This is a genomic window from Pseudonocardia sp. NPDC049635 (assembly GCF_040659795.1).
In the GTDB taxonomy this organism is placed as follows: domain Bacteria; phylum Actinomycetota; class Actinomycetes; order Mycobacteriales; family Pseudonocardiaceae; genus Pseudonocardia.
The window spans coordinates 104,449-126,977 of sequence record NZ_JBFAON010000009.1 but is presented as its reverse complement, the minus strand read 5'-3'; the positions used below and the strand labels follow the sequence as shown (position 1 = coordinate 126,977).

The 22,529-nt window shown below is 74.3% G+C and carries 20 protein-coding genes; 15 read left to right on the top strand and 5 right to left on the bottom strand.

Annotated features, from left to right (window positions below):
* Nucleotides 1–106 precede the first annotated feature (106 nt).
* From AB0J24_RS13775 to AB0J24_RS13750, 6 genes are all read left to right on the top strand, one after another.
* Nucleotides 107–679, top strand: a complete 573-nt coding sequence (locus AB0J24_RS13775; RefSeq protein ID WP_358680331.1) for a hypothetical protein — start codon at nt 107–109, stop codon at nt 677–679.
* 57 nt (nt 680–736) lie between these two features.
* The gene (locus AB0J24_RS13770) at nt 737–2,257 is read left to right on the top strand and encodes an AlkA N-terminal domain-containing protein (RefSeq protein ID WP_358680328.1); all 1,521 of its coding nucleotides are present in this window, start codon (nt 737–739) and stop codon (nt 2,255–2,257) included.
* Nucleotides 2,254–2,769 carry a methylated-DNA--[protein]-cysteine S-methyltransferase gene (locus AB0J24_RS13765; RefSeq protein WP_358680325.1) on the top strand — a complete coding sequence of 172 codons (516 nt, stop codon included), beginning with the start codon at nt 2,254–2,256 and terminating at the stop codon, nt 2,767–2,769. The genes AB0J24_RS13770 and AB0J24_RS13765 overlap by 4 nt, the downstream gene beginning before the upstream one ends.
* A 79-nt stretch (nt 2,770–2,848) precedes the next feature.
* Entirely contained in the window at nt 2,849–4,420 is a 1,572-nt protein-coding gene (locus AB0J24_RS13760) for a DNA recombination protein RmuC (RefSeq protein WP_358680322.1), read from the top strand.
* 4 nt (nt 4,421–4,424) lie between these two features.
* Complete coding sequence (locus AB0J24_RS13755; RefSeq protein ID WP_358680320.1) at nt 4,425–5,381, top strand: DUF6542 domain-containing protein; 957 nt, start codon at nt 4,425–4,427, stop codon at nt 5,379–5,381.
* A 194-nt stretch (nt 5,382–5,575) separates the two neighbouring features.
* Nucleotides 5,576–6,118, top strand: coding sequence for a L,D-transpeptidase (locus AB0J24_RS13750; RefSeq protein ID WP_358680317.1), 543 nt, complete (start codon nt 5,576–5,578; stop codon nt 6,116–6,118).
* A 64-nt stretch (nt 6,119–6,182) separates the two neighbouring features.
* On the opposite strand, the gene AB0J24_RS13745 is transcribed toward AB0J24_RS13750, so the two are convergent.
* Entirely contained in the window at nt 6,183–7,142 is a 960-nt protein-coding gene (locus tag AB0J24_RS13745; protein ID WP_358680314.1) for a 4-hydroxy-3-methylbut-2-enyl diphosphate reductase, read from the bottom strand.
* 102 nt (nt 7,143–7,244) lie between these two features.
* On the opposite strand from AB0J24_RS13745, the gene AB0J24_RS13740 reads away from it, so the two are divergent.
* From AB0J24_RS13740 to AB0J24_RS13730, 3 genes are read left to right on the top strand one after another with little or no spacing between them, the layout of a single operon-like run.
* Nucleotides 7,245–7,832: a lipid droplet-associated protein gene (locus AB0J24_RS13740; protein WP_358680311.1), complete on the top strand. Its 588-nt coding sequence runs from the start codon at nt 7,245–7,247 to the stop codon at nt 7,830–7,832.
* Nucleotides 7,829–9,148, top strand: a complete 1,320-nt coding sequence (gene xseA, locus AB0J24_RS13735; RefSeq protein ID WP_358680308.1) for an exodeoxyribonuclease VII large subunit — start codon at nt 7,829–7,831, stop codon at nt 9,146–9,148. The genes AB0J24_RS13740 and xseA overlap by 4 nt, the downstream gene beginning before the upstream one ends.
* Nucleotides 9,145–9,366 (top strand): exodeoxyribonuclease VII small subunit, encoded by a 222-nt coding sequence (locus AB0J24_RS13730; RefSeq protein ID WP_358680305.1) that lies wholly within the window; start codon nt 9,145–9,147, stop codon nt 9,364–9,366. The genes xseA and AB0J24_RS13730 overlap by 4 nt, the downstream gene beginning before the upstream one ends.
* Nucleotides 9,367–9,504: 138 nt before the next feature.
* Here AB0J24_RS13730 and AB0J24_RS13725 read toward each other — a convergent pair whose 3' ends face one another.
* Complete coding sequence (locus tag AB0J24_RS13725) at nt 9,505–10,383, bottom strand: DUF4245 family protein (protein ID WP_358680302.1); 879 nt, start codon at nt 10,381–10,383, stop codon at nt 9,505–9,507.
* A gap of 192 nt (nt 10,384–10,575) precedes the next feature.
* Between AB0J24_RS13725 and glpX the strand changes: the two genes are divergently transcribed.
* The 4 genes from glpX (at nt 10,576) to AB0J24_RS13705 (ending at nt 16,150) form a co-directional block, all read left to right on the top strand.
* Nucleotides 10,576–11,562, top strand: coding sequence for a class II fructose-bisphosphatase (gene glpX, locus AB0J24_RS13720; RefSeq protein WP_358680566.1), 987 nt, complete (start codon nt 10,576–10,578; stop codon nt 11,560–11,562).
* Between the two features lie 59 nt (nt 11,563–11,621).
* A complete protein-coding gene (locus tag AB0J24_RS13715) occupies nt 11,622–13,031 on the top strand; it encodes a class II fumarate hydratase (RefSeq protein ID WP_358680299.1) in 1,410 nt (469 codons plus the stop codon).
* Nucleotides 13,032–13,273: 242 nt separating this feature from the next.
* Nucleotides 13,274–14,509: an EAL domain-containing protein gene (locus tag AB0J24_RS13710; RefSeq protein WP_358680296.1), complete on the top strand. Its 1,236-nt coding sequence runs from the start codon at nt 13,274–13,276 to the stop codon at nt 14,507–14,509.
* 42 nt (nt 14,510–14,551) lie between these two features.
* Nucleotides 14,552–16,150, top strand: coding sequence for an ATP-dependent DNA ligase (locus AB0J24_RS13705; RefSeq protein ID WP_358680293.1), 1,599 nt, complete (start codon nt 14,552–14,554; stop codon nt 16,148–16,150).
* Here the strand turns inward: AB0J24_RS13705 and AB0J24_RS13700 are convergent.
* On the bottom strand, nt 16,081–16,836 hold the full coding sequence (locus AB0J24_RS13700; RefSeq protein WP_358680290.1) for a UTRA domain-containing protein: 756 nt from the start codon (nt 16,834–16,836) through the stop codon (nt 16,081–16,083). The genes AB0J24_RS13705 and AB0J24_RS13700 overlap by 70 nt on opposite strands.
* 99 nt (nt 16,837–16,935) lie before the next feature.
* Here AB0J24_RS13700 and AB0J24_RS13695 point away from each other — a divergent pair, with 99 nt between their 5' ends.
* Complete coding sequence (locus AB0J24_RS13695) at nt 16,936–18,381, top strand: GuaB1 family IMP dehydrogenase-related protein (RefSeq protein WP_358680287.1); 1,446 nt, start codon at nt 16,936–16,938, stop codon at nt 18,379–18,381.
* A gap of 48 nt (nt 18,382–18,429) precedes the next feature.
* Here AB0J24_RS13695 and AB0J24_RS13690 read toward each other — a convergent pair whose 3' ends face one another.
* A complete protein-coding gene (locus AB0J24_RS13690; RefSeq protein WP_358680563.1) occupies nt 18,430–19,749 on the bottom strand; it encodes a PhoH family protein in 1,320 nt (439 codons plus the stop codon).
* A 425-nt stretch (nt 19,750–20,174) separates the two neighbouring features.
* Nucleotides 20,175–21,425, bottom strand: a complete 1,251-nt coding sequence (locus tag AB0J24_RS13685) for a DUF885 domain-containing protein (protein WP_358680284.1) — start codon at nt 21,423–21,425, stop codon at nt 20,175–20,177.
* A 312-nt stretch (nt 21,426–21,737) separates the two neighbouring features.
* On the opposite strand from AB0J24_RS13685, the gene AB0J24_RS13680 reads away from it, so the two are divergent.
* Entirely contained in the window at nt 21,738–22,127 is a 390-nt protein-coding gene (locus AB0J24_RS13680) for a hypothetical protein (RefSeq protein WP_358680282.1), read from the top strand.
* The last annotated feature ends 402 nt before the right edge of the window (nt 22,128–22,529 follow it).

The following is a 22,529-nucleotide window of genomic DNA, read 5'->3' as shown; positions in this document are numbered from 1 at the left end:
ACCGGGTCGTGACGCAACGTTCACCGTCACGGCCCGGGCATCACCCGGAGGGCCCAGAACCGGTCCCGGCGGGTGGGAACAGAGGTTCCGAGACCGAGGGGAATCCATGCGACTGCCGGGGATGCACGCCCTGCTGACGACCGGGGTGGCCGTGCTCGCCACCGCCGGCACCGTGTCCGCCGTGTCGTTCAGCGCGACCGGCCCCGACGAGCCACCACTGCCGCCGGCACCGGTGTCCTCCGTCCCGCCACCGGCCCCGGCCTCCTCACCGTTCACCGTTCCGCCCACCGGCGCCTACGACGAGGACGGCGGCGGGTGGCCCGGGCGATCCGGTGGGGACGCGGGAGGGTCGTCCGGCACCGGACCGGCGTCCGGGGGCGCGCCCGGCGCGCCCGGCGGCGGGGGCTCCGCCGGTGCCACCGGCGGCGGGAGCGGGATCGGCACCGGCAGCGGTGACGACGTCGCAACCGGCGGTGGAGGTGCCGGTGGCGCGGCGCCGGGCGGCACCGGTGACGAGGCCGAGACGCCGGTGCCCGCAGACCCCGCCGACCCGCCGTCCACCTCCCCCGGTGACGGTCTCCCGCCGCGCGGCGCACCGGACGACGAGGCCGAGCGCAGGCAGCAGATCGAGTTCGCCTGCGAGCGGGGCTGGATCCGCGGCGCCGCCTGCACGAGCTGACCGGGGCCGCCGACACCGGCGACCGATTCCCGCGAGTCCCGGGCCGTCGGTGGTGGCATGGTCGATGTCGTGCTGCTCGACCACGACACCTGCTACCGGGCCGTGTCCGCCAAGGACGCCCGGTTCGACGGCCAGTTCGTCACCGCCGTGCGGACCACCCGGATCTACTGCAGGCCGTCCTGCCCGGTGCCGCCGCCGAAGGCGCGCAACGTCGACTTCCTGCGCACCGCGGCGGCGGCCCAGGCAGCCGGCTACCGGGCGTGCCGCCGGTGCCTGCCCGACGCCGTCCCCGGGTCCCCGGAGTGGAACCTGCGGGCGGACGCGGCCGGGCGGGCGATGCGGTTGATCGCCGACGGCGTCGTCGAACGGGAGGGGGTGCCCGGGCTGGCCGGGCGGCTCGGGTACTCGACCCGCCAGCTCGGCCGGATCCTGTCCGCCGAGCTCGGCGCGGGCCCGCTCGCGCTGGCCCGGGCGCAGCGCGCGCACACCGCCCGGATCCTGGTCGAGACGACCCCGCTGGGGCTGGCCGACATCGCGTTCGCCGCCGGGTTCGGCAGCGTCCGCCAGTTCAACGACACGGTCCGCACCGTCTACGGGGTACCGCCCTCGCAGCTGCGCGCCGAGGCCGCCCGGCGCCCGGCGTGCCACCGGACACCCGCGGGCCCGCCCGGTGCGATCACGCTGCGCCTGCCCTACCGCTCGCCGTTCGACCCGCACGGACTGCTCGACCATCTCGCGCAGCGCGCCGTCGACCGGGTCGAGTCGGTCGAGGGCGGCCGCTACCGGCGCACGCTGCGGCTCCCGCACGGCCCGGCCACCGTCGATCTCGACCTGACCGCGCGCCCGGGGGCGGTGCTGGCCACGCTGCGCGCGACCGACCCGCGCGACGTCGGCCCCGCGGTCTACCGGTTGCGCAGGCTGCTCGACCTCGACTCCGACCCGCAGGCGGTGGACGCCGTGCTGGGTGCCGATCCGGTGCTCGCCCCGCTGGTCGCGGCGACGCCTGGGATCCGGCTGGCTGGCACCGCCGACCCGGCGGAGACGGCGGTCCGCACCGTCCTCGGGCAACAGGTGTCGGTCGCCGCCGCACGGACCGCCGCGACCCGGCTCGCCGCATCGCTCGGTGCACCGCTGCCCGCCGAGCTGCGCGCCGCCGACGGGCCGGACCTGCTGTTCCCGGACCCGGTGACGCTCGCCGAAGGCCTCACCGCGTCGCCGCCGGGCGGACCCGCCCGTCGCGCACAGGCGCTGCGCGGGCTGTGCGCGGCACTGGCCTCCGGTGATCTCGCCCTGGACGCGGGCCGGGACCCGGCCGCACTGCGGGCCGAGCTGTGCGCACTGCCCGGGATCGGGCCGTGGAGCGCCGGATACCTGGCGATGCGGGTGCTGGGCGACCCGGACGAGCTGCTCGCGACCGACCTCGCGGTCCGGCGTGGCGCGCAGGCGCTCGGCCTGCCCGGTGACGCCTCATCGCTGACCGGGCGCGCCCGCTCCTGGTCGCCATGGCGGTCGTACGCCGCCACCCATCTGTGGCGGGCCGCCGTGTCCGCCGCTCCGACCGCTCGGAGGAACACATGACCGGAACTGCTGTCTGGGCCACCCGGGACACCCCGGCCGGCCCCTTCACCGCCGTCGTCGACGACGACGGGCACGTGCTCGCCTCGGGCTGGACGACGTCGGTGGACGAACTGCTGGGACTGATCCACCCGTCGCTGGTCCCGTCCGACGTCGTGCAGGGTGATCTCGGGCCGGTCGGTGAGGCCGTGGACCGCTACCACGGCGGTGACCTGTCGGTGATCGACGACGTGCCGGTCCGGCAACGGTCGGGCCCCTACCGTGAGCACGCCTGGGACGTCCTGCGGACGGTCCCGGCCGGCGCGCCGGTGACCTACACCGGATACGCCGCGAAGACCGGCCGCCCGGCTGCGGTCCGGGCCGCCGCGGGGGCCTGCGCACACAACGCGGCCGCGCTGTTCGTGCCCTGTCACCGGGTGCTGCGCAGCGACGGGACGCTCGGCGGGTTCCGCTACGGCCTCACCGTGAAGCGGTGGCTGCTCGAGCACGAGTCGGCCGACCTGCGGCTCTCCTGATCTCCGGGACCCGGCCCGGACACGCCCGTGAGCTGCGGGTCCACCGAGATTGTCGGAGGCCGGGTGCACGCTGCGCGACGTGGATGTCACCAGCCTTCTCGTCGGGTCGCTGTTCGGTGCCGTGGTGGCCGCCGGCCTCACCTGGCTGCTCGCCTCCGCCCGCTTCCGGGCGGAGGCGGCCGAGGCCGCCCGGGCCGCGGCGAACACGGCCGCGACCACCCGCGCGGATGCGGCGGGTCTGCGCGCGGAGCGGACCGCCCTGCTGGAACGCATCGAGGAGCTGCACGAGTCGCTCGACGAGGCGAGCGCCCGGGCCCGGCGGGCCGAGTCCGATGCCGCGGGCGCGACCGCCGCGCTGCACGCCGAGCGCGAGGCCCGCAGCCAGGCCGAGGCCGGGTTGAAGGACTCGTTCGCCGCCCTCTCGCAGGATGCACTGGCCCGCAACAACGAGGCCTTCGTCGCGCTGGCCGAGAGCCGGATCAAGGAGGCGACGGCAGAACTGTCGGCGAAGGCGCAGGGTGACGAGGCGGCGCGGGCGAAGGCCGTCGAGCGACTGCTCGATCCGGTCTCCGCGGCGCTCGGCCGGGTCGAGGGCCAGCTGCGGTCGGTGGAGAAGGAACGCGAGTCCGCCTACGCGGGCCTGCGCGAACAGGTCCGCGCGATGGCGGTGAGCTCGGAGAAGCTCGGCACCGAGACGAAGGCCCTCGTCAACGCGCTGCGGGCGCCGCAGGTGCGGGGCCGGTGGGGCGAGATGCAGCTGCAGCGGGTCGCCGAGATGGCCGGGATGGTGGAGCACTGCGACTTCTCCACCCAGGTGAGCGCGGACGGGGAGGAGGGCGGTGTCCGCCCCGACATGGTCGTCCGGTTGGCCGGCGGCAAGCAGGTGGTGGTCGACGCGAAGGTGCCGTTCGCCGCGTACCTGGAGGCGGTCGAGACCGACGACCCGGCCGTGCACGAGCAGAAGCTCGCCGCCCACGCCCGCCAGCTCCGCACACACGTCGACCAGTTGGCCGGGAAGGCCTACTGGGAGGCGTTCGCGCCGACCCCGGAGTTCGTGGTCCTGTTCGTGCCGGGCGACCCGTTCCTGGAGGCCGCGCTGCGCTCGGACCCCGGGCTCCTGGAACACGCGTTCGGGCGCAACGTCGTGCTGGCGACGCCGACCACGCTGGTCGCGCTGCTCCGCACGGTGGCCTACGGCTGGCGGCAGGAGGCACTGGCCCGCAACGCCGCCCAGGTGCACCGGCTCGGCCGGGAGCTGCACGGCCGGCTCGCCACGATGGGCACGCACGTCGCCCGGCTCGGCCGCAGCCTCGACTCGGTGGTGGAGAGCTACAACCGCACGGTCTCCTCGCTGGAGGCGCGGGTGCTGGTGAGCGCCCGCAAGTTCACCGAGCTGCAGGTGAGCGACACCGAGCTGACCGAACCCGCGACGGTGGACCGCACCCCGCGCGCGGTGTCCGCACCGGAGCTGGTGGCCTCCGCGGGTGAGGCGCTGGTGTCGCTGGAGGAGCTGGGCCGGGCCGGTGAGGCCGGTGACCGGTCCGACCGCCGGTCGTTCCGGACGGACGGCGCGCGGGGCGACGCGTTCGGCGCCGGGGGCGACGCGGCCGACGAGGGGCACCGGCACTCCACGCGGGGGGAGTTAGGCTGACCGGGTGAACACCGCCCGATCGAGCTCGGCCCGCCGGCCCGGCGGGCCCGCGACCCAGTCGCCGGGGCCCGGGCGGGGTGGCTGGCCGGTCCGGGAGCGTTCGCTGCTCCGGCCGGTGCTCGGGATCCCGCCGGTCGCCGCGATCGGTCTCGCCGTGGCGGCCACCGCACTCGGCGTCCTGATCGACTTCCTGCGGATCGGGACGGTCGGGCGGGTCTTCGAGATCGCTTATCTGCTCGGCTGCGTGCTCGCGGTGTGCTGGGTACGCCGGCGCAGCATCTTCCTGCCCGCGGTGCAGCCGCCGCTGCTGCTGGCGGTGGTCGTCCCGGTGGTCGCGGTCCTGATCGGGACGCCGAGCGGTGGCAGCACCGCCCAGAGCGTGCTCACGGCGGGCGCCCCTCTGATCAACGCGTTCCCGGCGATGGCGGTGACCACCGTGTCGGTGCTGGCGCTCACCGTGTTCCGGTTGCTGCGTCAACGGCTGGGGCCCGGCGACGCGGTCGGTCTGCTGCGCGCCCGGCTCGGCCGCGACCCGGGCGGTCGCGACCCGGACGGCCCGCAGCGGAGCCGTTCCGAGCGGCGCGGCGACCGCGCCGCCGCCCGGGCCGCCCGGCCCGACACCGACCGGCGCGGCAGGCGCCCCGCCGCCGGTCGGGGCACCGCGGAGACCGGGTCTCCGGCCGGCACGGGATCGGCCGGAGCGGTCCGCGGCCCGGCCGCCGCCCGTGGCACCGGCACCACCGGCGGCACCCCACGTGGCACCGGCACCACCGGGAGCACCCCACGTGGCACCGGCACCACCGGTACCTCCCGGAGTACCGGCTCGACCGGGAGCACGTCCCGCGGCGCGGCCGGCATCTCGGGCACCGGCGGCACCCGCGTCCCCGGCCGCGGTGCCTCCCGGCCTCCGTCGGCGACACGCGGAGGCCCGGCCGAGCCGACACGCCGTCGGACCCGCTGAACGGCAACCCGAATCCGGACAGCCCGTCGCGCGTTGTCACTGGTGGGACACCCCGACCTGACCCCGGTGGCCGGGTCCGGCACGACGGACCGGAAGATCGAGGCAACCCGATGCCCCACACGGGCGTCACACAAACCAGGAGCCGGTGCGACCCCGCCGCGCCCCTGAACGTCAGCCGGACGACCTGGAGAACGATGTCCATCACCCGGAACACCCGCTCCCCTCGGCCCGCGATCGTCGTCGCGCTCGTGACCGCGGCACTCGCGCTGATCGGTGTCGGCACCGCACTGGCCGCCACCCCGGCCGCGCAGGCGTTCCGTGAGCAGCCGCTGGTGCCGGGCACCCCGTGCACCATCACCGCCAGCGCCTGCGTCGATCTCGACTCGAAGCAGTCCTGGCTGTTCGAGAACGGCACGATCACCCACGGTCCGGTGCCGGTCGCGATCGGCGGCCCGGGCAAGGAGACGCCGGTGGGTCACTCGTTGCGCGTCTACCGCAAGGAAGAGCTGCACAAGAGCGGCGAGTACACGATGTCCAACGGCGAGCCCGCGCCGATGCCGTGGTCGGTCTTCTTCCAGGACGGCGGCATCGCGTTCCACGAGGGCCGTACCGACACCCCGTCGGCCGGCTGCGTCCGGCTCAGCCGGGAGAACGCCATCACCTGGTTCAACAACCTGGAGATCGGTGACCAGGTCCAGGTGGTCTCCGCCCAGGTGGTGCACGCCGCCCGCGCCTGAGCGCCCGCACCGACGAGAAACGCCCCGGACCAGCACGGTCCGGGGCGTTTCTCGTGACCAGGGCTCAGCGAGCCGCGGCGCGCGCCGGGCGCAGCTCCCTCGGCAGGGAGAACACCAGCGTCTCCTCCGCGGTGTCGACCTCCTCGACCGAGCCGAAGCCACGCTCCGCCAGATGCTCGACGACACCGCGCACCAGCACCTCGGGCACCGACGCGCCGCTGGTGACACCGACCGTGCTGACGCCGTCCAGCCAGCTCTCGTCGATCTCCTTCGCATAGTCGATCAGGTACGAGGCACCGGCGCCCGCACCGAGCGCCACCTCCACCAGCCGGACCGAGTTCGACGAGTTCCGCGACCCGACGACCAGCACCAGGTCGCAGCGCGGCGCCATCGTCTTGACCGCGACCTGACGGTTCTGCGTGGCGTAGCAGATGTCGTCCGACGGCGGGTTCTGCAGCTTCGGGAAACGTTCACGCAGGGCGCGGACGGTCTCCATCGTCTCGTCGACGCTGAGCGTGGTCTGGGACAGCCACACGACCTTGTCCGGGTCGCGGACGGTGACCTTGTCCACGTCAGCGGCCGACTCCACGAGCTGGATGTGCTCGGGCGCCTCACCGGAGGTGCCCTCGACCTCCTCGTGACCGGCGTGGCCGACCAGCAGGATGTCGTAGTCCTCACGGGCGAAGCGCTTCGCCTCCTGGTGCACCTTGGTGACCAGCGGGCAGGTGGCGTCGATCGTCTGCAGCTGCCTGCCCTTCGCCTCGGCCCGCACCGCGGGCGAGACGCCGTGCGCGGAGAACACGACGTGCGCGCCCTCCGGGACCTCGGAGGCCTCCTCCACGAAGATCGCGCCGCGGTCGCGCAGCGTCTCCACGACATGCTTGTTGTGCACGATCTCCTTGCGGACGTACACCGGGGCGCCGTACTTGTCGAGCGCCTGCTCGACCGCCTCGACGGCGCGGTCGACACCTGCGCAGTAGCCGCGGGGCTTGGCGAGCAGGACCTGCTTGGCAGTACCGGACATGGTCTCCAGCGTACGGATCACCTGCGAGGCGGGCAGCGCCACGTGACACGCTCGACCGTCCCCGCGCGACACCGTGGCGCGGATCGGGGGAGAATGGCTCGCATGTCGCCGTTGCCGTTCCCCGTGCGGATCGCCGCGGGCCTCGTCGTGACCGCCGTCGAGCAGGCTCGTGAGCTGCCCCGGCACGCCGTCGAGCTGCCGGTGACCGCGGTCAGCCAGGCGCTGCAGGTGTCGATGCGCCTGCAGCAGAAGATCACCGAGCTGGCGATCAAGGGCGATCGCGCGCTGGGCGCGTTGCGGCCCGCCGACGACGTGCCGAGCTGGGCCACCTTCGACGACGACATCCCGGATCTGAGCCTGCCCGAGCCGCAGCCCGTCACCGACCCGCGCCCCGTCACCGACCCGCGCAACGGGTCCGTGTCCTCGCTGCGCCCGGCCCGGTCCGGCATCCCGATCGCCCGCCCCGAGCGGTCGGCCGGCGCGTCGAACCGTCCGGAGACCACCTCCGGCGCGCCGTACGCCGTACCCGAGTACCCGACGATGACGGTGCCGCAGCTGCGCGGGAAGCTCCGCACCCTCAGCATCGACGATCTGTCCGACCTGCTCGCCTGGGAGACGGCGCACGAGAACCGCCCGGCCTACGTCACGATGCTGACGAACCGGATCGCGACCCTGTCCCAGGAGACGTGAGCACCCCCGCCTCGGAGGAGAATCCGTGGCCGGTCCGGACGGTCGCCCGCAAGATCGCCGAGTGGGTGGATCGCCTCGGCTCGGTGTGGGTGGAGGGCCAGCTCGCTCAGGTCAACGCCCGGTCCTCCACCGCGTTCCTGACCCTGCGCGACCCGGCAGCCGACGTCTCGCTGCAGCTGATCGCCCCCGCCACGCTGGTCCGCGAGTCCGGGGGCGCGGTCACCGAGGGCAGCCGGGTGATCGTGCACGGCAAACCGTCGTTCTACCTCGGCCGGGGAACCCTGAGCCTGCGCGTCGACCGGATCCGCGCGGTCGGCCTCGGTGAGCTGCTCGCCCGGATCGAGCGGTTGCGCCGGCTGCTCGCCGCGGAGGGGCTCTTCGCCCCCGAGCTCAAGCGCCGTCCGCCGCTGTTGCCGCACACCATCGGCCTGGTCACCGGGCGGGACTCGGCCGCCGAGCACGACGTCGTCACGAACGCGACCCTGCGCTGGCCCGCGGTGCGGTTCCGGATCGAGAACGTCGCCGTGCAGGGCGGGCTCGCCGTCGAACAGATCGTCGGCGCACTGCAGGTCCTCGACCGCGACCCGGACGTCGAGGTCATCGTGCTCGCCCGTGGCGGCGGGAGCGTCGAGGACCTGTTGCCGTTCTCCGACGAGACGCTGTGCCGTGCGGTCGCGGCCTGCCGCACCCCGGTGGTCTCGGCGATCGGTCACGAGCCGGACACCCCGCTGGTCGATCACGTCGCCGACGTCCGGTGCTCGACGCCGACCGAGGCCGGCCGCAGCCTGGTGCCCGACCTGGCCGAGGAGACGGCGCGGATCTCGGGGCTGCGCGACCGTGCGCGCCGGGCGCTGCACGGCTGGGTGGACCGCGAGCAGCGCAGGCTCATCGACCTGCGTTCCCGGCCGGTGCTCGCCGACCCGCTGCGGCTGGTCACCACCCGCGCCGACGAGGTCGCCGACGCCCGCGCCGGCGCCCACCGGGCGATGCTGCGCCGACTGGACCGCTCGGCGTCGGAACTGGGACATCTGACCGCGCGGCTCACCGCGCTCGGGCCGTCGGCCACGCTGGCCCGCGGTTACGCGATCGTGCAGATCCCCGGCGCGGACGGTGTGGTGCCCCCGTTGCTGCGTTCGGTCGCCGACGCGCCGGCCGGGACCGCGCTGCGGATCCGGGTGGCCGACGGCGCGGTCGCCGCGACCGTCACCGGCACCGGCGGTACGGGCCGTTCCGGCACGGCAGCCGCCCCCGGGGATCCGGCCGAGGGCCCGGGCCCCGAGGTTCACGTCGACACCGACCCGGAGGAAGCCCGATGAGCGAGCAACCCGACGTCGACACGCTCGGTTACGAGCAGGCCCGCGACGAGCTCGTCGAGGTCGTCCGCGCACTGGAGGTCGGCGGCCTCGGGCTGGACGAGTCCGTCGCCCTGTGGGAGCGCGGCGAGGCACTCGCCCGCCGCTGCGAGAGCCAGCTCGCCGGTGCCCGCGAACGGATCGAGGCCAAGCTGAACGAAGCCGAGTCGTCGGACACCTGACCCTGGTCCGCGCGGGACCGCGGCAGCACCGCGGGCGGGGTGTCCGATCCGCGTCTGCCGGGGCGTCCCCGTCGCGGATCCCCCGGCCGGCCGGAACGAGCGAGAGGCGGCGCGGCGGGGCGGGTCCGGCGGGGCGGGTCAGCCCCCGCCGACGGTGGGGGCCTCGACCACTGCCTCGGCGAGGATGCGGAACTGCTCGTCGGAGCCCGAACCGGTGATGAGCAGGCGGACCTCGGGGTCACCGGGGAGCGTCGCGATCCGGAACGGTTCCCCGCCCTCGCGCTGGTAGACCTCCCAGTCCAGCCCGCCGGCGTCGACCGTCCCGCGCATCAGCGGCGGGCCGTCGCCCCGCCCGGCCGCCCCCGACTCGGTCGCGAGGACGCCCTCGGCCGTCCCGTCGGTCTGCACCAGGCTGAGGAAGTCGGCATCCGGGGTGACGTAGCCGATCCGGACCGCGGTGCCGCCGCCGTCGACCGGGCCGCGGTCGGTGGAGTTGGCCCGGAACGGCACGTCCGGCACCCGCAACGGGAACGCGGAGCCGACGGCGTACTCGGCCAGACGGGCCGAGGCGTTCACCGTCGGACCGGAGTTCGGGTCCTCGACCGGCATGCCGGGGGCGAACGAGCAGGAGTTCCCCACGCTGAACAGCAGCAGGCCGACCGGCAGGAGGATCAACAGCGCCCCGATCATGTCCCGTACCGAGGTCTCACCCCGCCCCGGCTTGCGCAGCGCCCGGGGCCCGAACCGGGGAGCCGTCCGCCCGACCGGCCGCTCACCGGCGCCCGTCTCGGGGGCGACCGGGCCCGCGGTGTCACCATCGACGTCGTCCGGGCCGTGGCGCGACGCATCGGCCCGCGCGGTCGACGACCCGGCCTCGGCGGCCGAACCGGCACCTGCGGGTCGCACGGTGTCCTCGGGCAGCTCGGCACCGCCGTCCCGGTCCCCCGCGGTCCCCCCGCCGGAGAACTCGTCGGACGGCGGGGATGCGGAGGTGCTCGGATCCGGTCGCGAACTCACCCCCTCATGGTCTCCCAGGCATGGCGTCGGTCGCTCACCACTCCTCCATAGCCGGTCCACGTGCGAGGATCGGGCTGTCGCGTCCCCCGACCGGGGACCGCGCCGAGCACGCCGCCGTGAAGGAGACGTCCGTTGAGCCAGTCGCCCAGCCAGCCCGCCCGCCGCCGTGAGGCACCCGACCGCAACCTGGCGATGGAGCTGGTCCGGGTCACCGAGGCCGCGGCGATGGCAGCCGGCCGCTGGGTCGGCCGCGGTGACAAGAACGGCGGGGACGGCGCGGCCGTCGACGCGATGCGCCAGCTCATCTCGTCCGTGTCGATGCGCGGTGTCGTCGTCATCGGGGAGGGCGAGAAGGACGAGGCGCCGATGCTGTTCAACGGCGAGGAGGTCGGGAACGGCGAGGGCCCGTTCTGCGACGTCGCCGTCGACCCGATCGACGGCACCACCCTGATGAGCAAGGGCATGCCGAACGCGCTCGCGGTGCTCGCGGTCGCCGAGCGGGACGCGATGTTCGATCCGTCCGCCGTCTTCTACATGGAGAAGATCGCGGTCGGTCCGGAGGCCGCGGACGTCATCGACATCACCGCGCCGGTCGCCGAGAACATCCGCCGGGTCGCCCGCGCGAAGCACGTCGACGTCGCCGACGTCACCGTCTGCGTACTGGACCGCCCGCGGCACGAGCAGATCGTCCGCGAGATCCGGACCGCCGGTGCCCGCATCGCCTTCATCTCCGACGGCGACGTCGCCGGTGCCATCGCGGCGGCCCGGCCGACGTCGGGCGTCGACATGCTCTACGGCGTCGGCGGCACCCCGGAGGGGATCATCACCGCGGCCGCGATGAAGTGCATGGGCGGCGAGATCCAGGGCAGGCTCTGGCCCACCGACGACGCCGAGCGCGACCGCGCCGTGGCCGCAGGTCACGACCTGAGCCGGGTGCTCACCACCGGTGAGCTGGTCCGCGGTGAGAACGTCTTCTTCTGCGCGACCGGCATCACCGACGGCCCGTTGCTGCGCGGCGTGCACTACCGGGGCGGCGGCGCGACGACCCAGTCGATCGTGATGCGCTCGAAGTCCGGCACCGTCCGGCTGATCGACGGTTACCACCGGCTGACGAAACTGCGCGAGTTCTCCTCGGTCGACTTCGACCGCCTCGAGGACGAGACACCCCCGCTCCCCTGAGATGAGGTGAGCCTCACCTCACGCAGCGCGGGCGGCGGCGGTGGAGTAGACCTGCGCGTATGAGCGAGGACTACCGCATCGAGCACGACACCATGGGTGAGGTCCGGGTCCCGGCGGACGCGCTGTGGCGGGCACAGACCCAGCGGGCGGTCGAGAACTTCCCGATCTCGGGCCGCCCCCTGGAACGCTCTCAGATCCGCGCGCTCGGCCTGGTCAAGGCCGCCGCCGCCCGGGTGAACGGGGAGCTCGGCGTCCTCGACGCCGATCGCGCGGCCGCGATCGCCGCTGCCGCCGACGAGGTGGCGCAGGGCGTCCACGACGACCACTTCCCGGTCGACGTCTTCCAGACCGGTTCGGGGACCTCGTCGAACATGAACGCCAACGAGGTGATCGCGACGCTGGCGGAGCGGGCGAGCGGCGGGAGCCTGAGCGTGCATCCGAACGACCACGTCAACGCCTCCCAGTCGTCGAACGACGTCTTCCCGACCACGATCCACGTGGCCGCGACCGAGGCGCTCGCCACCGAGGTCGCCCCCGCGCTGGAGCACCTGGAGGCGGCGCTGCGCCGGCGCGCCGAGGACTGGTCGGAGGTCGTGAAGGCCGGTCGGACGCACCTGATGGACGCCGTCCCGATCACCCTCGGCCAGGAGGCAGGCGGCTGGGCGAGCCAGGCCGGTTACGGCGCCGACCGGATCCGCGACGCGCTGCCCCGGCTCGCGGTGCTGCCGATCGGTGGGACCGCGGTCGGGACCGGGCTGAACGCTCCGGACGGGTTCGGCGCCGCAGTCGTCGAGAAGCTGCGTGCGGCGACCGGGCTCGACCAGCTGACCGAGGCGACCGACCACATCGAGGCCCAGGGCTCGCGGGACGGGCTGGTCGAGGCCTCCGGTGCGCTGCGCACGGTGGCCGTCAGCCTCTACAAGATCGCCAACGACCTGCGCTGGCTGTCCTCGGGCCCGCGCACCGGGCTCGCCGAGATCGCGCTCCCGGACCTGCAACCGGGCAGCTCGATCATGCCGGGCAAGGTCAACCCGGTGATCTGCGAGGCGACGATGATGGTCTGCGCGCAGGTCATGGGCAACGACGCCACGGTCGGCTTCTCCGGCAGCCAGGGCAACCTGGAGCTGAACGTGATGATGCCGGTGATGGCGCGCAACGTCCTGGAGTCGGCGCGGCTGCTCGCGAACGCGGCCCGGTTGCTCGCGGACAAGGTCGTCGACGGCATGCAGGCCGACCTGGAGCGCACGCGGGAGTACGCCGAGTCGTCGCCGTCGATCGTGACGCCGCTGAACTCGGTGATCGGTTACGAGGAGGCCGCGTCGATCGCCAAGCAGGCGCTCAAGGAACGGAAGACGATCCGAGAGGTCGTCGTGGAGCGCGGGCACGTCGCGTCCGGGAAGCTCACCGAGGAGCAGCTGGACCGTGCCCTCGACGTGCTGGCGATGACCCGGGGCGAGAAGCGGAGCTGATCACGCCGGCGGTGCCGGTCACGGCCGTCGGCGGGAGCGCTCGCCGGCGGCCCGACCGGGGACGGTGTGCGCTTCGGGCGTCCTCGTCCGATCTGCCGGGGATGCATCACACAACGGTCCGCGACCGCCCGACCGCAGGCGGTCAGTCCATCCGCTGTTCACCTGTTGTCCCCCGTCCGGTCCACCATCGCGTGACACGGTGTGATCCGTCTCGATCAGCGTGACCCGAACGGACCTGCCGGATGACCGATCAGCGCTTCGCGTACGAACCGGTGCACGACCTGCGCAGCGGGCGCTTCGCCGGTGTCGAGGTGGTGCCGCGACGCCCGTACGACGCCGTCGCCGTGCAGGCCAAGGACCGCGGCTGGAGTGCCCGCCAGGTCGCCGAGCTGGACGCTGGCACCGCCGTCTCCGCGGTCGTCTCGGCCCGGGCCGCCCCCGGCACCGCCCTTCAGGTCGACGTCGCCGCCGACACCGTGCTCTACGCGCGGGAGCGGCTGCGGCCGATGCTCGGCGCGGTCGCCCCGCTGCTGGAGGTCGGCCCGCCGATCATCGCGGCGGCGCCGGTCGACCACCTCGTGCCGGCGCTCGCCGAGCTGCGCCGCTGGGGGTTCCGGATCGCGCTGGACGGTGCGGGCCGCACGTTCGGCCCGGAGCTGATCGCCACCGTCCGGCCCGATGTGGTGAAGCTGGAGCCGGACCTCGCCGACGGCGTCCTCGACGCGGGATCCGGTGCCGCGGTGCGCGCCGTGCTGGAGGTGGCCCGCTCGGTGGGCGCACCGGTCGCCGCGACCGGCGTGCGGGACCCGGAACGACTGGCCGGTCTGTACGCGAGCGGCGTCGCACTCGCGCAGGGCCCGCTGCTGGGCGGGACCCGGTCCACCCCCGAGCCTGATCCGGCGACGCTGCCGGAGCTGCTCACCCTGCTGCGTTCGACCAGGGCGGCACCGGTCACCGCGGCTCCGGTCGGCCCACCGGTGCGCGGGCTGGCTGCGCCCGCGGTCACCCTGGCCGCCGACGTCACGGCCGACTCCGCCCGTGAGACGATGCGCGAGCACCCGGAGGCGTCCGGCATCGTGCTCGTCGACGCCGCCCACCGGCCGGTCGGCTACCTGGACCGCAGCCGGTTCCTGCTCGCCATGACGGGCCGGTTCGGGCACGCGCTGTGGGCGAACAAGCCCGCGAACTCGCTCGCCGACCCGCCGCGCACCGTGGACGAGCGGGCACCGCTCCCGCACGCGCTGGAGCTGAGTCTGGCCGGGGAGCCGGCACGGGCCTACGACGACCTGGTCGTCGTCACCCCGGACGGGGTGTGCCGGGGCGTGGTCACCGTCGCGGAGCTGTGGCGCCGGACGATCCGGCCGGCCGGCCCCGCGACGCCCCGGCCGCAGACCGGTGCCGGTGAGGCCCCCCGGGCCGCTCCCGGCCCCGTCGTCGAACGGCCACCGATGGGGCCGCCGTCGCGCACCGCGGTGTGACGGCGGCGCGCTTCTGTCGGGGGTCGCTGCTTCACTGATCGGGTGCTGTTCAGCGACGTCGTCACCACCTCGGCCGCGGTCGGGGCGACCCGGGGGCGCCGGGAGAAGACCACCGCGCTCGCCGATCTGCTGCGGGCGGCCGCGCCCGCCGAGGTCGTACCGGTGGTGGCGTGGCTGTCCGGCACGCCCCGGCAGGGCCGGATCGGCACCGGTTGGCGCACCCTCGCTGCGCTCGAGGTGGCGCCCTCGGCCGTCCCGTCGTGGACGGTGCAGCAGGTCGATGCGCTGCTCGACGAGCTGGCGGGCACCTCGGGGCCGGGTTCCACGGGGCGCAGGCGCGACCTGCTGGCCCGGCTCTACGGTGCCGCCACCGCCGACGAGCAGCAGTTCCTGCACCGGTTGCTCACCGGGGAGCTGCGGCAGGGCGCGTTGGAGGGGCTGATGGTCGACGCGGTCGCCGTCGCCTCGGGTGCCGGGCAGGCCGCGGTCCGGCGCGCGTTCATGCTCTCCGGGCAGCTCCCGGAGACCGCAGCGACGGCGCTCGGCGGCGGGGCCGAGGCCCTCGCTCGGATCGGTCTGCAGGTCGGCCGCCCGGTCCGTCCGATGCTCGCCTCGCCGGGTGACTCGCTGGATGCCGCACTCGCCGCGCTCGGCACCGGGGTGGTCGTCGAGCACAAACTGGACGGCGCGCGCATCCAGGTGCACCGCCGCGGTGACGAGGTCCGGGTGTGGACCCGCACGCTGCGCGAGATCACGGCCACGGTGCCGGAGCTGGTCGAGCTGACCCGGGCGCTGCCCTGCTCGGCGGTGGTGCTCGACGGTGAGACGCTCGCCCTCGACGACGACGGCCGCCCCCGTGCGTTCCAGGACACGATGAGCCGCTTCGGCACCGCGCCGAGCGGCGGCACGGGGGCCGGGGAGGGCCACGTCACCGGTCCCGCCGATCTCACCGACACCGCTCTCGGCACGGAGCGCGGCGTGCTGCTCACCCCGTTCTTCTTCGACCTGTTGCACCTCGACGGGCGGGATCTGGTCGACGAGCCGTTGGAGACCCGGCTCGACCTGCTCGCCGGGTTGCTCGGCGGCGACCGGGAGGCGCCGCTGCGGATGCCCGGGGTGCGGCGTCCCTCGCCGGAGGAGGCGGCCGGGGTGCTGGAGGAGGCGCTCGCAGCCGGACACGAGGGCGTGGTCGTGAAGGATCTGGCGGCGCCGTACGCGGCGGGCCGGCGGGGGCGGTCCTGGCAGAAGGTGAAGCCGGTGCACACCCTCGACCTGGTGGTGCTGGGCGCCGAGTGGGGGTACGGGCGGCGCACCGGGTCGCTGTCGAACATCCATCTCGGCGCCCGCGACCCCGACGGTGGTGAGCCGGTGATGGTCGGCAAGACCTTCAAGGGCATGACCGACGAGCTGCTCGCCTGGCAGACGGAGACGTTCCCGCGGTACGCACGGGCGGAGGCGCCGGGCGTGGTGTATCTGAGACCCGAGCTGGTGGTGGAGGTCGCGGTGGACGGGGCACAGCGCAGCACCCGCTACCGGGGTGGTGTCGCGCTGCGCTTCGCCAGGGTGGTGCGCTACCGGCCGGACAGGACCCCGGCCGACGCCGACTCGCTGGACGCGGTGCGTGCGCTGCTCTCCGGCTGAACCCCGGTGGCGGGCGAGGCACCGGGGCGCGCTCGCAGCACGCCGACGGCGAGCACGCGTCCGTCCACACCGGTGAGCGTCCGCTCGACGCCGAGCAGCGCCGTCCCGGCCGGGACGCCGAGCAGGCTCGCCGCGTCCGGGTCGGCGGGTACCGGTCCGGACCGGGCGCGGATCCGGCCTGGCCGCAGGTGCGCGTCGGCCAGCAACCGGTCGAACGGCCCGGTGTCGGGCACGGTGAGCAGGTCCGCAGCGGCGGGCCCGGCGACGTAGTGGGTCTCGAGCACCGCCCCGCCGCCCGCGGTGTGCGCGACGCACTCGACCCGCAGACAGGGGCTCCCCGTGGGGATGCCGAGCCAGTCCGCGAGCACGTCGGGAGCGGCCACCCCGGAGCGTCCGAGCGGTCGCGGTCGCCCTGCCGGATCGGCGACGACCGACGTCCGGCCCGGGTAATCGGGTCTCCCCGCGATCCGGTGCGCCCCCGGACCGGGCCGCAGCAGTCCTTCCTCGGCCAGCAGCGCGAGCGCCGCCCGCACCGACGAGCGCGGCGCGCCGTAGCGAACCATCAGCTCGTCCTCGCGCGGCAGCAGCCCGCGGATGCGGCGCCCGGCGATCGCGATCCGCAGCAGGTCACGGATCCGGCGCGCGTCGGAGGCGCGCACCTGCGGGATCGGTGACGGCACCGGCATGGAGTCGACGCTAGGCGTGCCGGGTTGCCCGGTGGTTCCCCGCGAATGACAGGTTCGTGACGCACCGCCGGGTCCGCCGGCGGGTAGCATCCCGATACCGTGCGCTTCCTCGACGACCGCCGGCCGGAGCACGACCTCACCTACGACGACGTCTTCCTCGTCCCGCGCAGGTCGTCGGTCGCCTCCCGGTTCGACGTCGATCTCACGACCCCCGACCGCACCGGTGCCACCGTCCCGGTGGTCGCGGCCAACATGACCGCCGTCGCGGGCCGCCGGATGGCCGAGACGCTGGCTCGCCGCGGCGCGCTGACCGTGCTGCCCCAGGACGTCGCCACCGACGCCGTCGCGGGCATCGTCTCGTGGCTGAAGTCGCGGCACCCGGTGTGGGACACGCCGTTGGTGCTGCGGACCGGCGATGCGGTCGCGGACGCGCTGAACCTGTTGCCCAAGCGCGCCCACGACACCGTCGTCGTGGTCGACGACGGCGGCCGCCCGGTGGGCACCGTCAGCGAGGCGGGGTGCGCCGGTGTCGACCGCTTCACCCGGCTCGCGGACGTCCTGGTGCCCGATCCGCTGGTGCTGCCGGTCGACACCGCGCCGCGCGAGGTCTTCGAGCGCATCGACGCACGCCGGGCCTCGGTCGCGCTCGGCCTGGACGCGGGCGGTGGGCTCGCCGGTCTGCTCACCCCGCTCGGCGCGATCCGGGCCGGGATCTACACGCCTGCCCTCGACGCCGCCGGCCGGTTGCGCACCGCCGCCGCGCTGGGGATCAACGGCGACGTCGCGGTGAAGGCGAAGGCGCTGCTGGACGCCGGGATCGACGTCCTCGTGGTGGACACCGCGCACGGGCACCAGGAGAAGATGCTCGACGCGCTGGCCGCGGTCCGCCGGGTCGTCGACGACGCCGGCCTCGCGGTCCCGGTGGCGGCCGGCAACGTGGTGACCGCCGAGGGCGTCGCGGACCTGGCGGAGGCCGGCGCGGACATCGTCAAGGTCGGGGTCGGCCCGGGCGCGATGTGCACCACCCGGATGATGACCGGCGTCGGTCGTCCGCAGTTCTCCGCGGTCGCCGAGTGCGCCGCGGCCGCCCGGGACCACGGTGCGGTGATCTGGGCCGACGGCGGCGTGCGGCACCCACGTGACGTCGCGCTGGCCCTGGCCGCCGGTGCCGCGTCGGTGATGATCGGCTCCTGGCTGGCCGGGACCTACGAGTCCCCCGGCGACCTGCTGTGGGACGAACGCGGCCGGGCGTACAAGGAGTCGTTCGGGATGGCGTCCAAACGCGCCGTCAGCGCCCGGACCCGCGGCGACAACGCGTTCGACCGGGCCCGCAAGTCGCTGTTCGAGGAGGGCATCTCGGCCTCCCGGCAGCGGCTGGACCCCGAGCGCCCCGGCGTCGAGGACGTGCTGGACGAGATCTGCTCCGGGGTCCGCTCGGCGTGTACCTACGCCGGTGCGCGCACCGTCGACGAGCTGCACGAGCGCTCGGTGATCGGAGTGCAGACCACCGCCGGGTTCACCGAGGGCACGCCGCACGGACTCTGACGGTGGCGGCCCCGCACACCGACGGTGCGCGGGGCCACGGGCCGGGCGTCAGGAGTTCGGGCCCTCCAGCATCTCGGTGACCAGCGCGGCGATCGGCGAGCGCTCGCTGCGGGTGAGCGTGACGTGCGCGAACAACGGATGCCCCTTGAGCTTCTCGATGACCGCGTTGACGCCGTCGTGCCGGCCCACGCGCAGGTTGTCCCGCTGCGCGACGTCGTGCGTGAGCACCACCCGCGACGCGGTCCCGAGCCGGGACAGGACCGTGAGCAGGACGTTGCGCTCCAGCGACTGCGCCTCGTCGACGATCACGAAGGTGTCGTGCAGCGACCGGCCACGGATGTGGGTGAGCGGGAGCACCTCCAGCATCCCGCGCGCGATCACCTCGTCGATGACGTCCTGGCTGACCAGCGCACCGAGCGTGTCGAAGACGGCCTGCGCCCAGGGCTGCATCTTCTCGCTCTCGCTGCCCGGCAGGTAGCCCAGCTCCTGGCCGCCGACGGCGTAGAGCGGCCGGAACACCACGATCTTGCGGTGCGCCTGGCGCTCCAGTACGGCTTCCAACCCGGCGCAGAGCGCGAGCGCGGACTTCCCGGTGCCGGCCCGCCCGCCGAGCGAGACGATCCCCACCTCGTTGTCGAGCAGCAGATCGAGCGCGATCCGCTGCTCGGCGGACCGCCCGTGCAGACCGAACGCCTCCCGGTCGCCACGGACGAGCTTCACCCGCTTGTCCGCCGTGACCCGGCCGAGCGCGTTGGACACACCCACCAGCCGAAGGCCGGTGTTGCACGGGAGGTCACGGGCCACGTCGTGGTCGATGACACCGTCCCGGAACAGCGCGTCGACATCCTCGGCACCGACCTCCAGCTCCGTCATCCCGGTCCAGCCGGAGAACAGGACGTCCTGGCCGTGGTACTCGTCGGCGTCCAGGCCGACGGCGGCGGCCTTGACCCGCAACGGCATGTCCTTGGTGACCAGGGTCACCTCGGCAGTCGAGGTGGGGTCGGCCCGCAGGTTCAGCGCGCACGCCAGGATCCGCGAGTCGTTCGAGTCGGTGCGGAACCCGGCCGGCAACACCGCGGGATCGGTGTGGTTGAGCTCGACGTGCAGGGTTCCGCCCTTGTCGCCGATCGGGATCGGCGCGTCCAGGCGGCCGTACCTGACCCGCATCTCGTCGAGCTGACGGAGTGCGGTGCGGGCGAACCAGCCGAGTTCGGGGTGGTGACGCTTGGCTTCGAGCTCGGAGATCACGACCAGCGGCAGGACGACCTGGTGTTCGTCGAAGCGGAGCAACGACCACGGGTCGGACAGCAGGACGGACGTGTCGAGCACGTAGCAGCGGGTGGAACCTCTCGGCGCGTCCCCGACGATCTCCGCGTGCGGAGCCTGGTCGGTGAGGGCGGGACGACGATCGGTCACGGGTGCTCCCTCGCAGGCGCGGCACCACGCCTGCTCTGCGTCGGGCCGGCCGGTCCTGACGCGGGACGCGTCGGCGTCGGCGGACCATGGCGGTCCTCCGGCCGGCACGCCCGCAAGGGCCGGGTGCCGGCCCTCTCGGGTGCGTTCGACACCACGTCCAGGGCCTCCCGGACGAGCCGCATCGGATACGGCGCGTCAACACGGACGCTACTAGTGGTCACCCTCGTGCGGTCAATAGCAACTGCGGGACGGTGAGCCACAAAGAACCCCGATGGCAGAGTTGTAACCTGCCGTTCATCGCGTGATCGACACCGTCCGACGTCTCTCGACCTGCGTGAACACGATCGGTCGCCCGCCGTCCGGTGGAGCACGGCCGATCAGAGCTGCGCGGGCCCCGCTCCCGCCGGTACTGCCACACCGGAAGCGTTGTCGATCGTCGCGCCACCCCCGGCGGCGAGATCGGCCGGGAGGACCGGGGTGTCGAGGAGCATGCGCAGGCCGGCCACCGGCCCGTCGGGCGCCCTGCTGAGCCACCCGCGCACCAGCGGCGCGCCCTCGGCGTAGGTGACCGGATAGCTGCGCCACTGCGGATGATCGAGGAACGCCAGCACCCGGCGCGCGCGGGCCTCGGACAGCAGCAGCCACCGCATCAGGTACCCGACGACCTCGTCCGGCCCGGCACCGTCGACGTGCCGCAGCAGCGCCGCGTCCTGCCGGACCCGGCCGAGCAGCTCCAGGCCCGCTTCGATCCGCTCGGCGAGGGGGCCGTCGATCCGCACTCCGACCTCGGCGAGCACCCGCTGGGCCAGTGCGCCCCAGCCGGGCCCGGGCAGCACCGTCGCCGCCACCTCGGCCGCGCCCTCCGCGATCAGGCCCTGCGGGCTGTGCACCAACCGCAGCGCCAGCTCGGGGTGCCGGGTCGCCGCGAGCTCGGCCCGGCAGTACTGGGTGTGGTGCCCGGGATAGGTCTCGTGCGCGAGCAGCGGCAGCAGCGCCCCGGCCCGGACCCGGGCGTCCGTGCTGATCGACACCCGGCTGCGCAGCCCGCCCCGGTACCGGGTGAACGCCGTCCAGGGCCGTCCGCCGACCAGCTCGAGGTCCACGCGCTCCCCCGGGGGCAGACCGAGCCGGTCACCGGTCCGGCGGCGCAGCTCGGCGGTCAGTGCGGCGGCCGCCGCACCGAGCAGGCCGGGCGGCACGAGGTCGGCCTCCCGGTAGGCCTGCATCCGCGGGCCGACCGGCCCGCGCCCGGGCAGCAGCTCGCCGAGCACCCGGTGGGCCTCGCGGTGACGGTCGGGATCGGTGCGGCGCGGGCGCACCCCGAACAGGGCCCGGACCTCGTCGAGGTAGCCCGGGCGGTCCCCGTCCAGCGTCCGGGCGTGGCAGTGCAGGGCCACCAGCAGGGCGTCCCAGTACGCCGCCGCAGGTGGCGCCAGGCCCGCGACGGCGACCTCGCGCCGGAGCGCCACTGCCGTGGCGACGAGCTCGGACGGCGACGGCGGCGCCTCCGCGGCGACCTCGCTGACCAGTTCCGGGGCGTGGCAGGGCCCGTCCAGCACGCCGGGGCGGAGCCGCTGCACACGCAGTGCTAACCGCGTGATCGCGCGTAGCAGGTCGCCGGGTGACACCCCCGGAGCGTAGGCGGGTGGCACCGAACGACGGCCGGCCCCGGCGGATACGCATCCGATCGGCCGCATCTCATCACCTAACGTGATCACCCCAGAGGGAGCTCGGCCACCGGGAACCGGGTCGGGAATGCCCGATCCAGGGAGTATCCGAACGTAAAGTGATGACGTTACCCGATAGTGTTGTGCGATTTGTTCGACACTGATCGGGCCTATAGATTGTCACGCAGTCGACATGGGCTCCCCCACTTTGTCAACGTGTCGACAAGCGTGAGACCGGCTTCGGGCGGACTCGAGACTCAACTGGAGAAAACTGTGCTGAAGAAGGCTGGAATCCTGGTTGCGGCCACCACCGCCTCCCTGCTCGCGGTGAGCCCGATCGCCTTCGCCGGTGACAAGGGCGACGACCACGGCCACAAGGGCGGCCACCACCACGGCGCCGACAACGTCATCGACAAGGACGCCAAGGGCCTCATCGCCGGCCTGAACGGCAACAACGTCAACGTGCCGATCCAGGCCTGCAACAACAACATCCCGGTCAACGTGCTGGGCGTGCAGGTCCCAGTCGAGGACGCGTCGGCCCTCAACGGCCTGACCGGTGCCCTCGGCATCCTGGGCGACGCCAAGGCCAAGTCCGGCGACTCGGTCACCGACCAGTCCGACGCCTGCGCGCAGGAGGCGGGCGCCGGCGACTCGATCGGCTGATCTCGAACAGATCACCGAAAACGCCCCGGAGCTTCGGCTCCGGGGCGTTTGTCGTGTCCTTCCCGGGCTCCCCGGCCGGCCGGTCCCCGGCCGCTCCGCGGAGCGGCCCGTGCGTTTCCGCCCGAGGTATTCGCCAGCAGCGGGCTGCGCGTCCGGACGAGTTCCGATGCACCGGGTCGTCATCACTTTCAGTGATCAATGGACGGGGCCCCGCCCGCCGCCTCCCGGTCGCGGTAGCTGCTCCGCCCCGCCGTAACTCCCCGCCGTGACCTCGCCGGTCTCGGTCCCGCCTCGGCCCTGCCGTGTCGTCCCGGTGCGATCCCGCCCGGCCCGCTCGGTTCCGCCAGCTCGCCCGGTTCCGCCCAGCCCGCTCGGTTCCGCCCAACCCGCCCAGCCCGCCCG

What these genes read in the sequence shown, in the direction of transcription:
- AB0J24_RS13740 (WP_358680311.1), top strand. Translation starts at nt 7,245, where the DNA reads ATGTCGCCGTTGCCGTTCCCCGTGCGGATCGCCGCGGGCCTCGTCGTG.
- AB0J24_RS13700 (WP_358680290.1), bottom strand. Translation starts at nt 16,836, where the DNA reads ATGCCGGTGCCGTCACCGATCCCGCAGGTGCGCGCCTCCGACGCGCGC.
- glpX (WP_358680566.1), top strand. Translation starts at nt 10,576, where the DNA reads ATGGAGCTGGTCCGGGTCACCGAGGCCGCGGCGATGGCAGCCGGCCGC.
- AB0J24_RS13770 (WP_358680328.1), top strand. Translation starts at nt 737, where the DNA reads ATGGTCGATGTCGTGCTGCTCGACCACGACACCTGCTACCGGGCCGTG.
- AB0J24_RS13765 (WP_358680325.1), top strand. Translation starts at nt 2,254, where the DNA reads ATGACCGGAACTGCTGTCTGGGCCACCCGGGACACCCCGGCCGGCCCC.
- AB0J24_RS13710 (WP_358680296.1), top strand. Translation starts at nt 13,274, where the DNA reads ATGACCGATCAGCGCTTCGCGTACGAACCGGTGCACGACCTGCGCAGC.
- AB0J24_RS13775 (WP_358680331.1), top strand. Translation starts at nt 107, where the DNA reads ATGCGACTGCCGGGGATGCACGCCCTGCTGACGACCGGGGTGGCCGTG.
- AB0J24_RS13730 (WP_358680305.1), top strand. Translation starts at nt 9,145, where the DNA reads ATGAGCGAGCAACCCGACGTCGACACGCTCGGTTACGAGCAGGCCCGC.
- AB0J24_RS13745 (WP_358680314.1), bottom strand. Translation starts at nt 7,142, where the DNA reads ATGTCCGGTACTGCCAAGCAGGTCCTGCTCGCCAAGCCCCGCGGCTAC.
- AB0J24_RS13750 (WP_358680317.1), top strand. Translation starts at nt 5,576, where the DNA reads ATGTCCATCACCCGGAACACCCGCTCCCCTCGGCCCGCGATCGTCGTC.
- AB0J24_RS13715 (WP_358680299.1), top strand. Translation starts at nt 11,622, where the DNA reads ATGAGCGAGGACTACCGCATCGAGCACGACACCATGGGTGAGGTCCGG.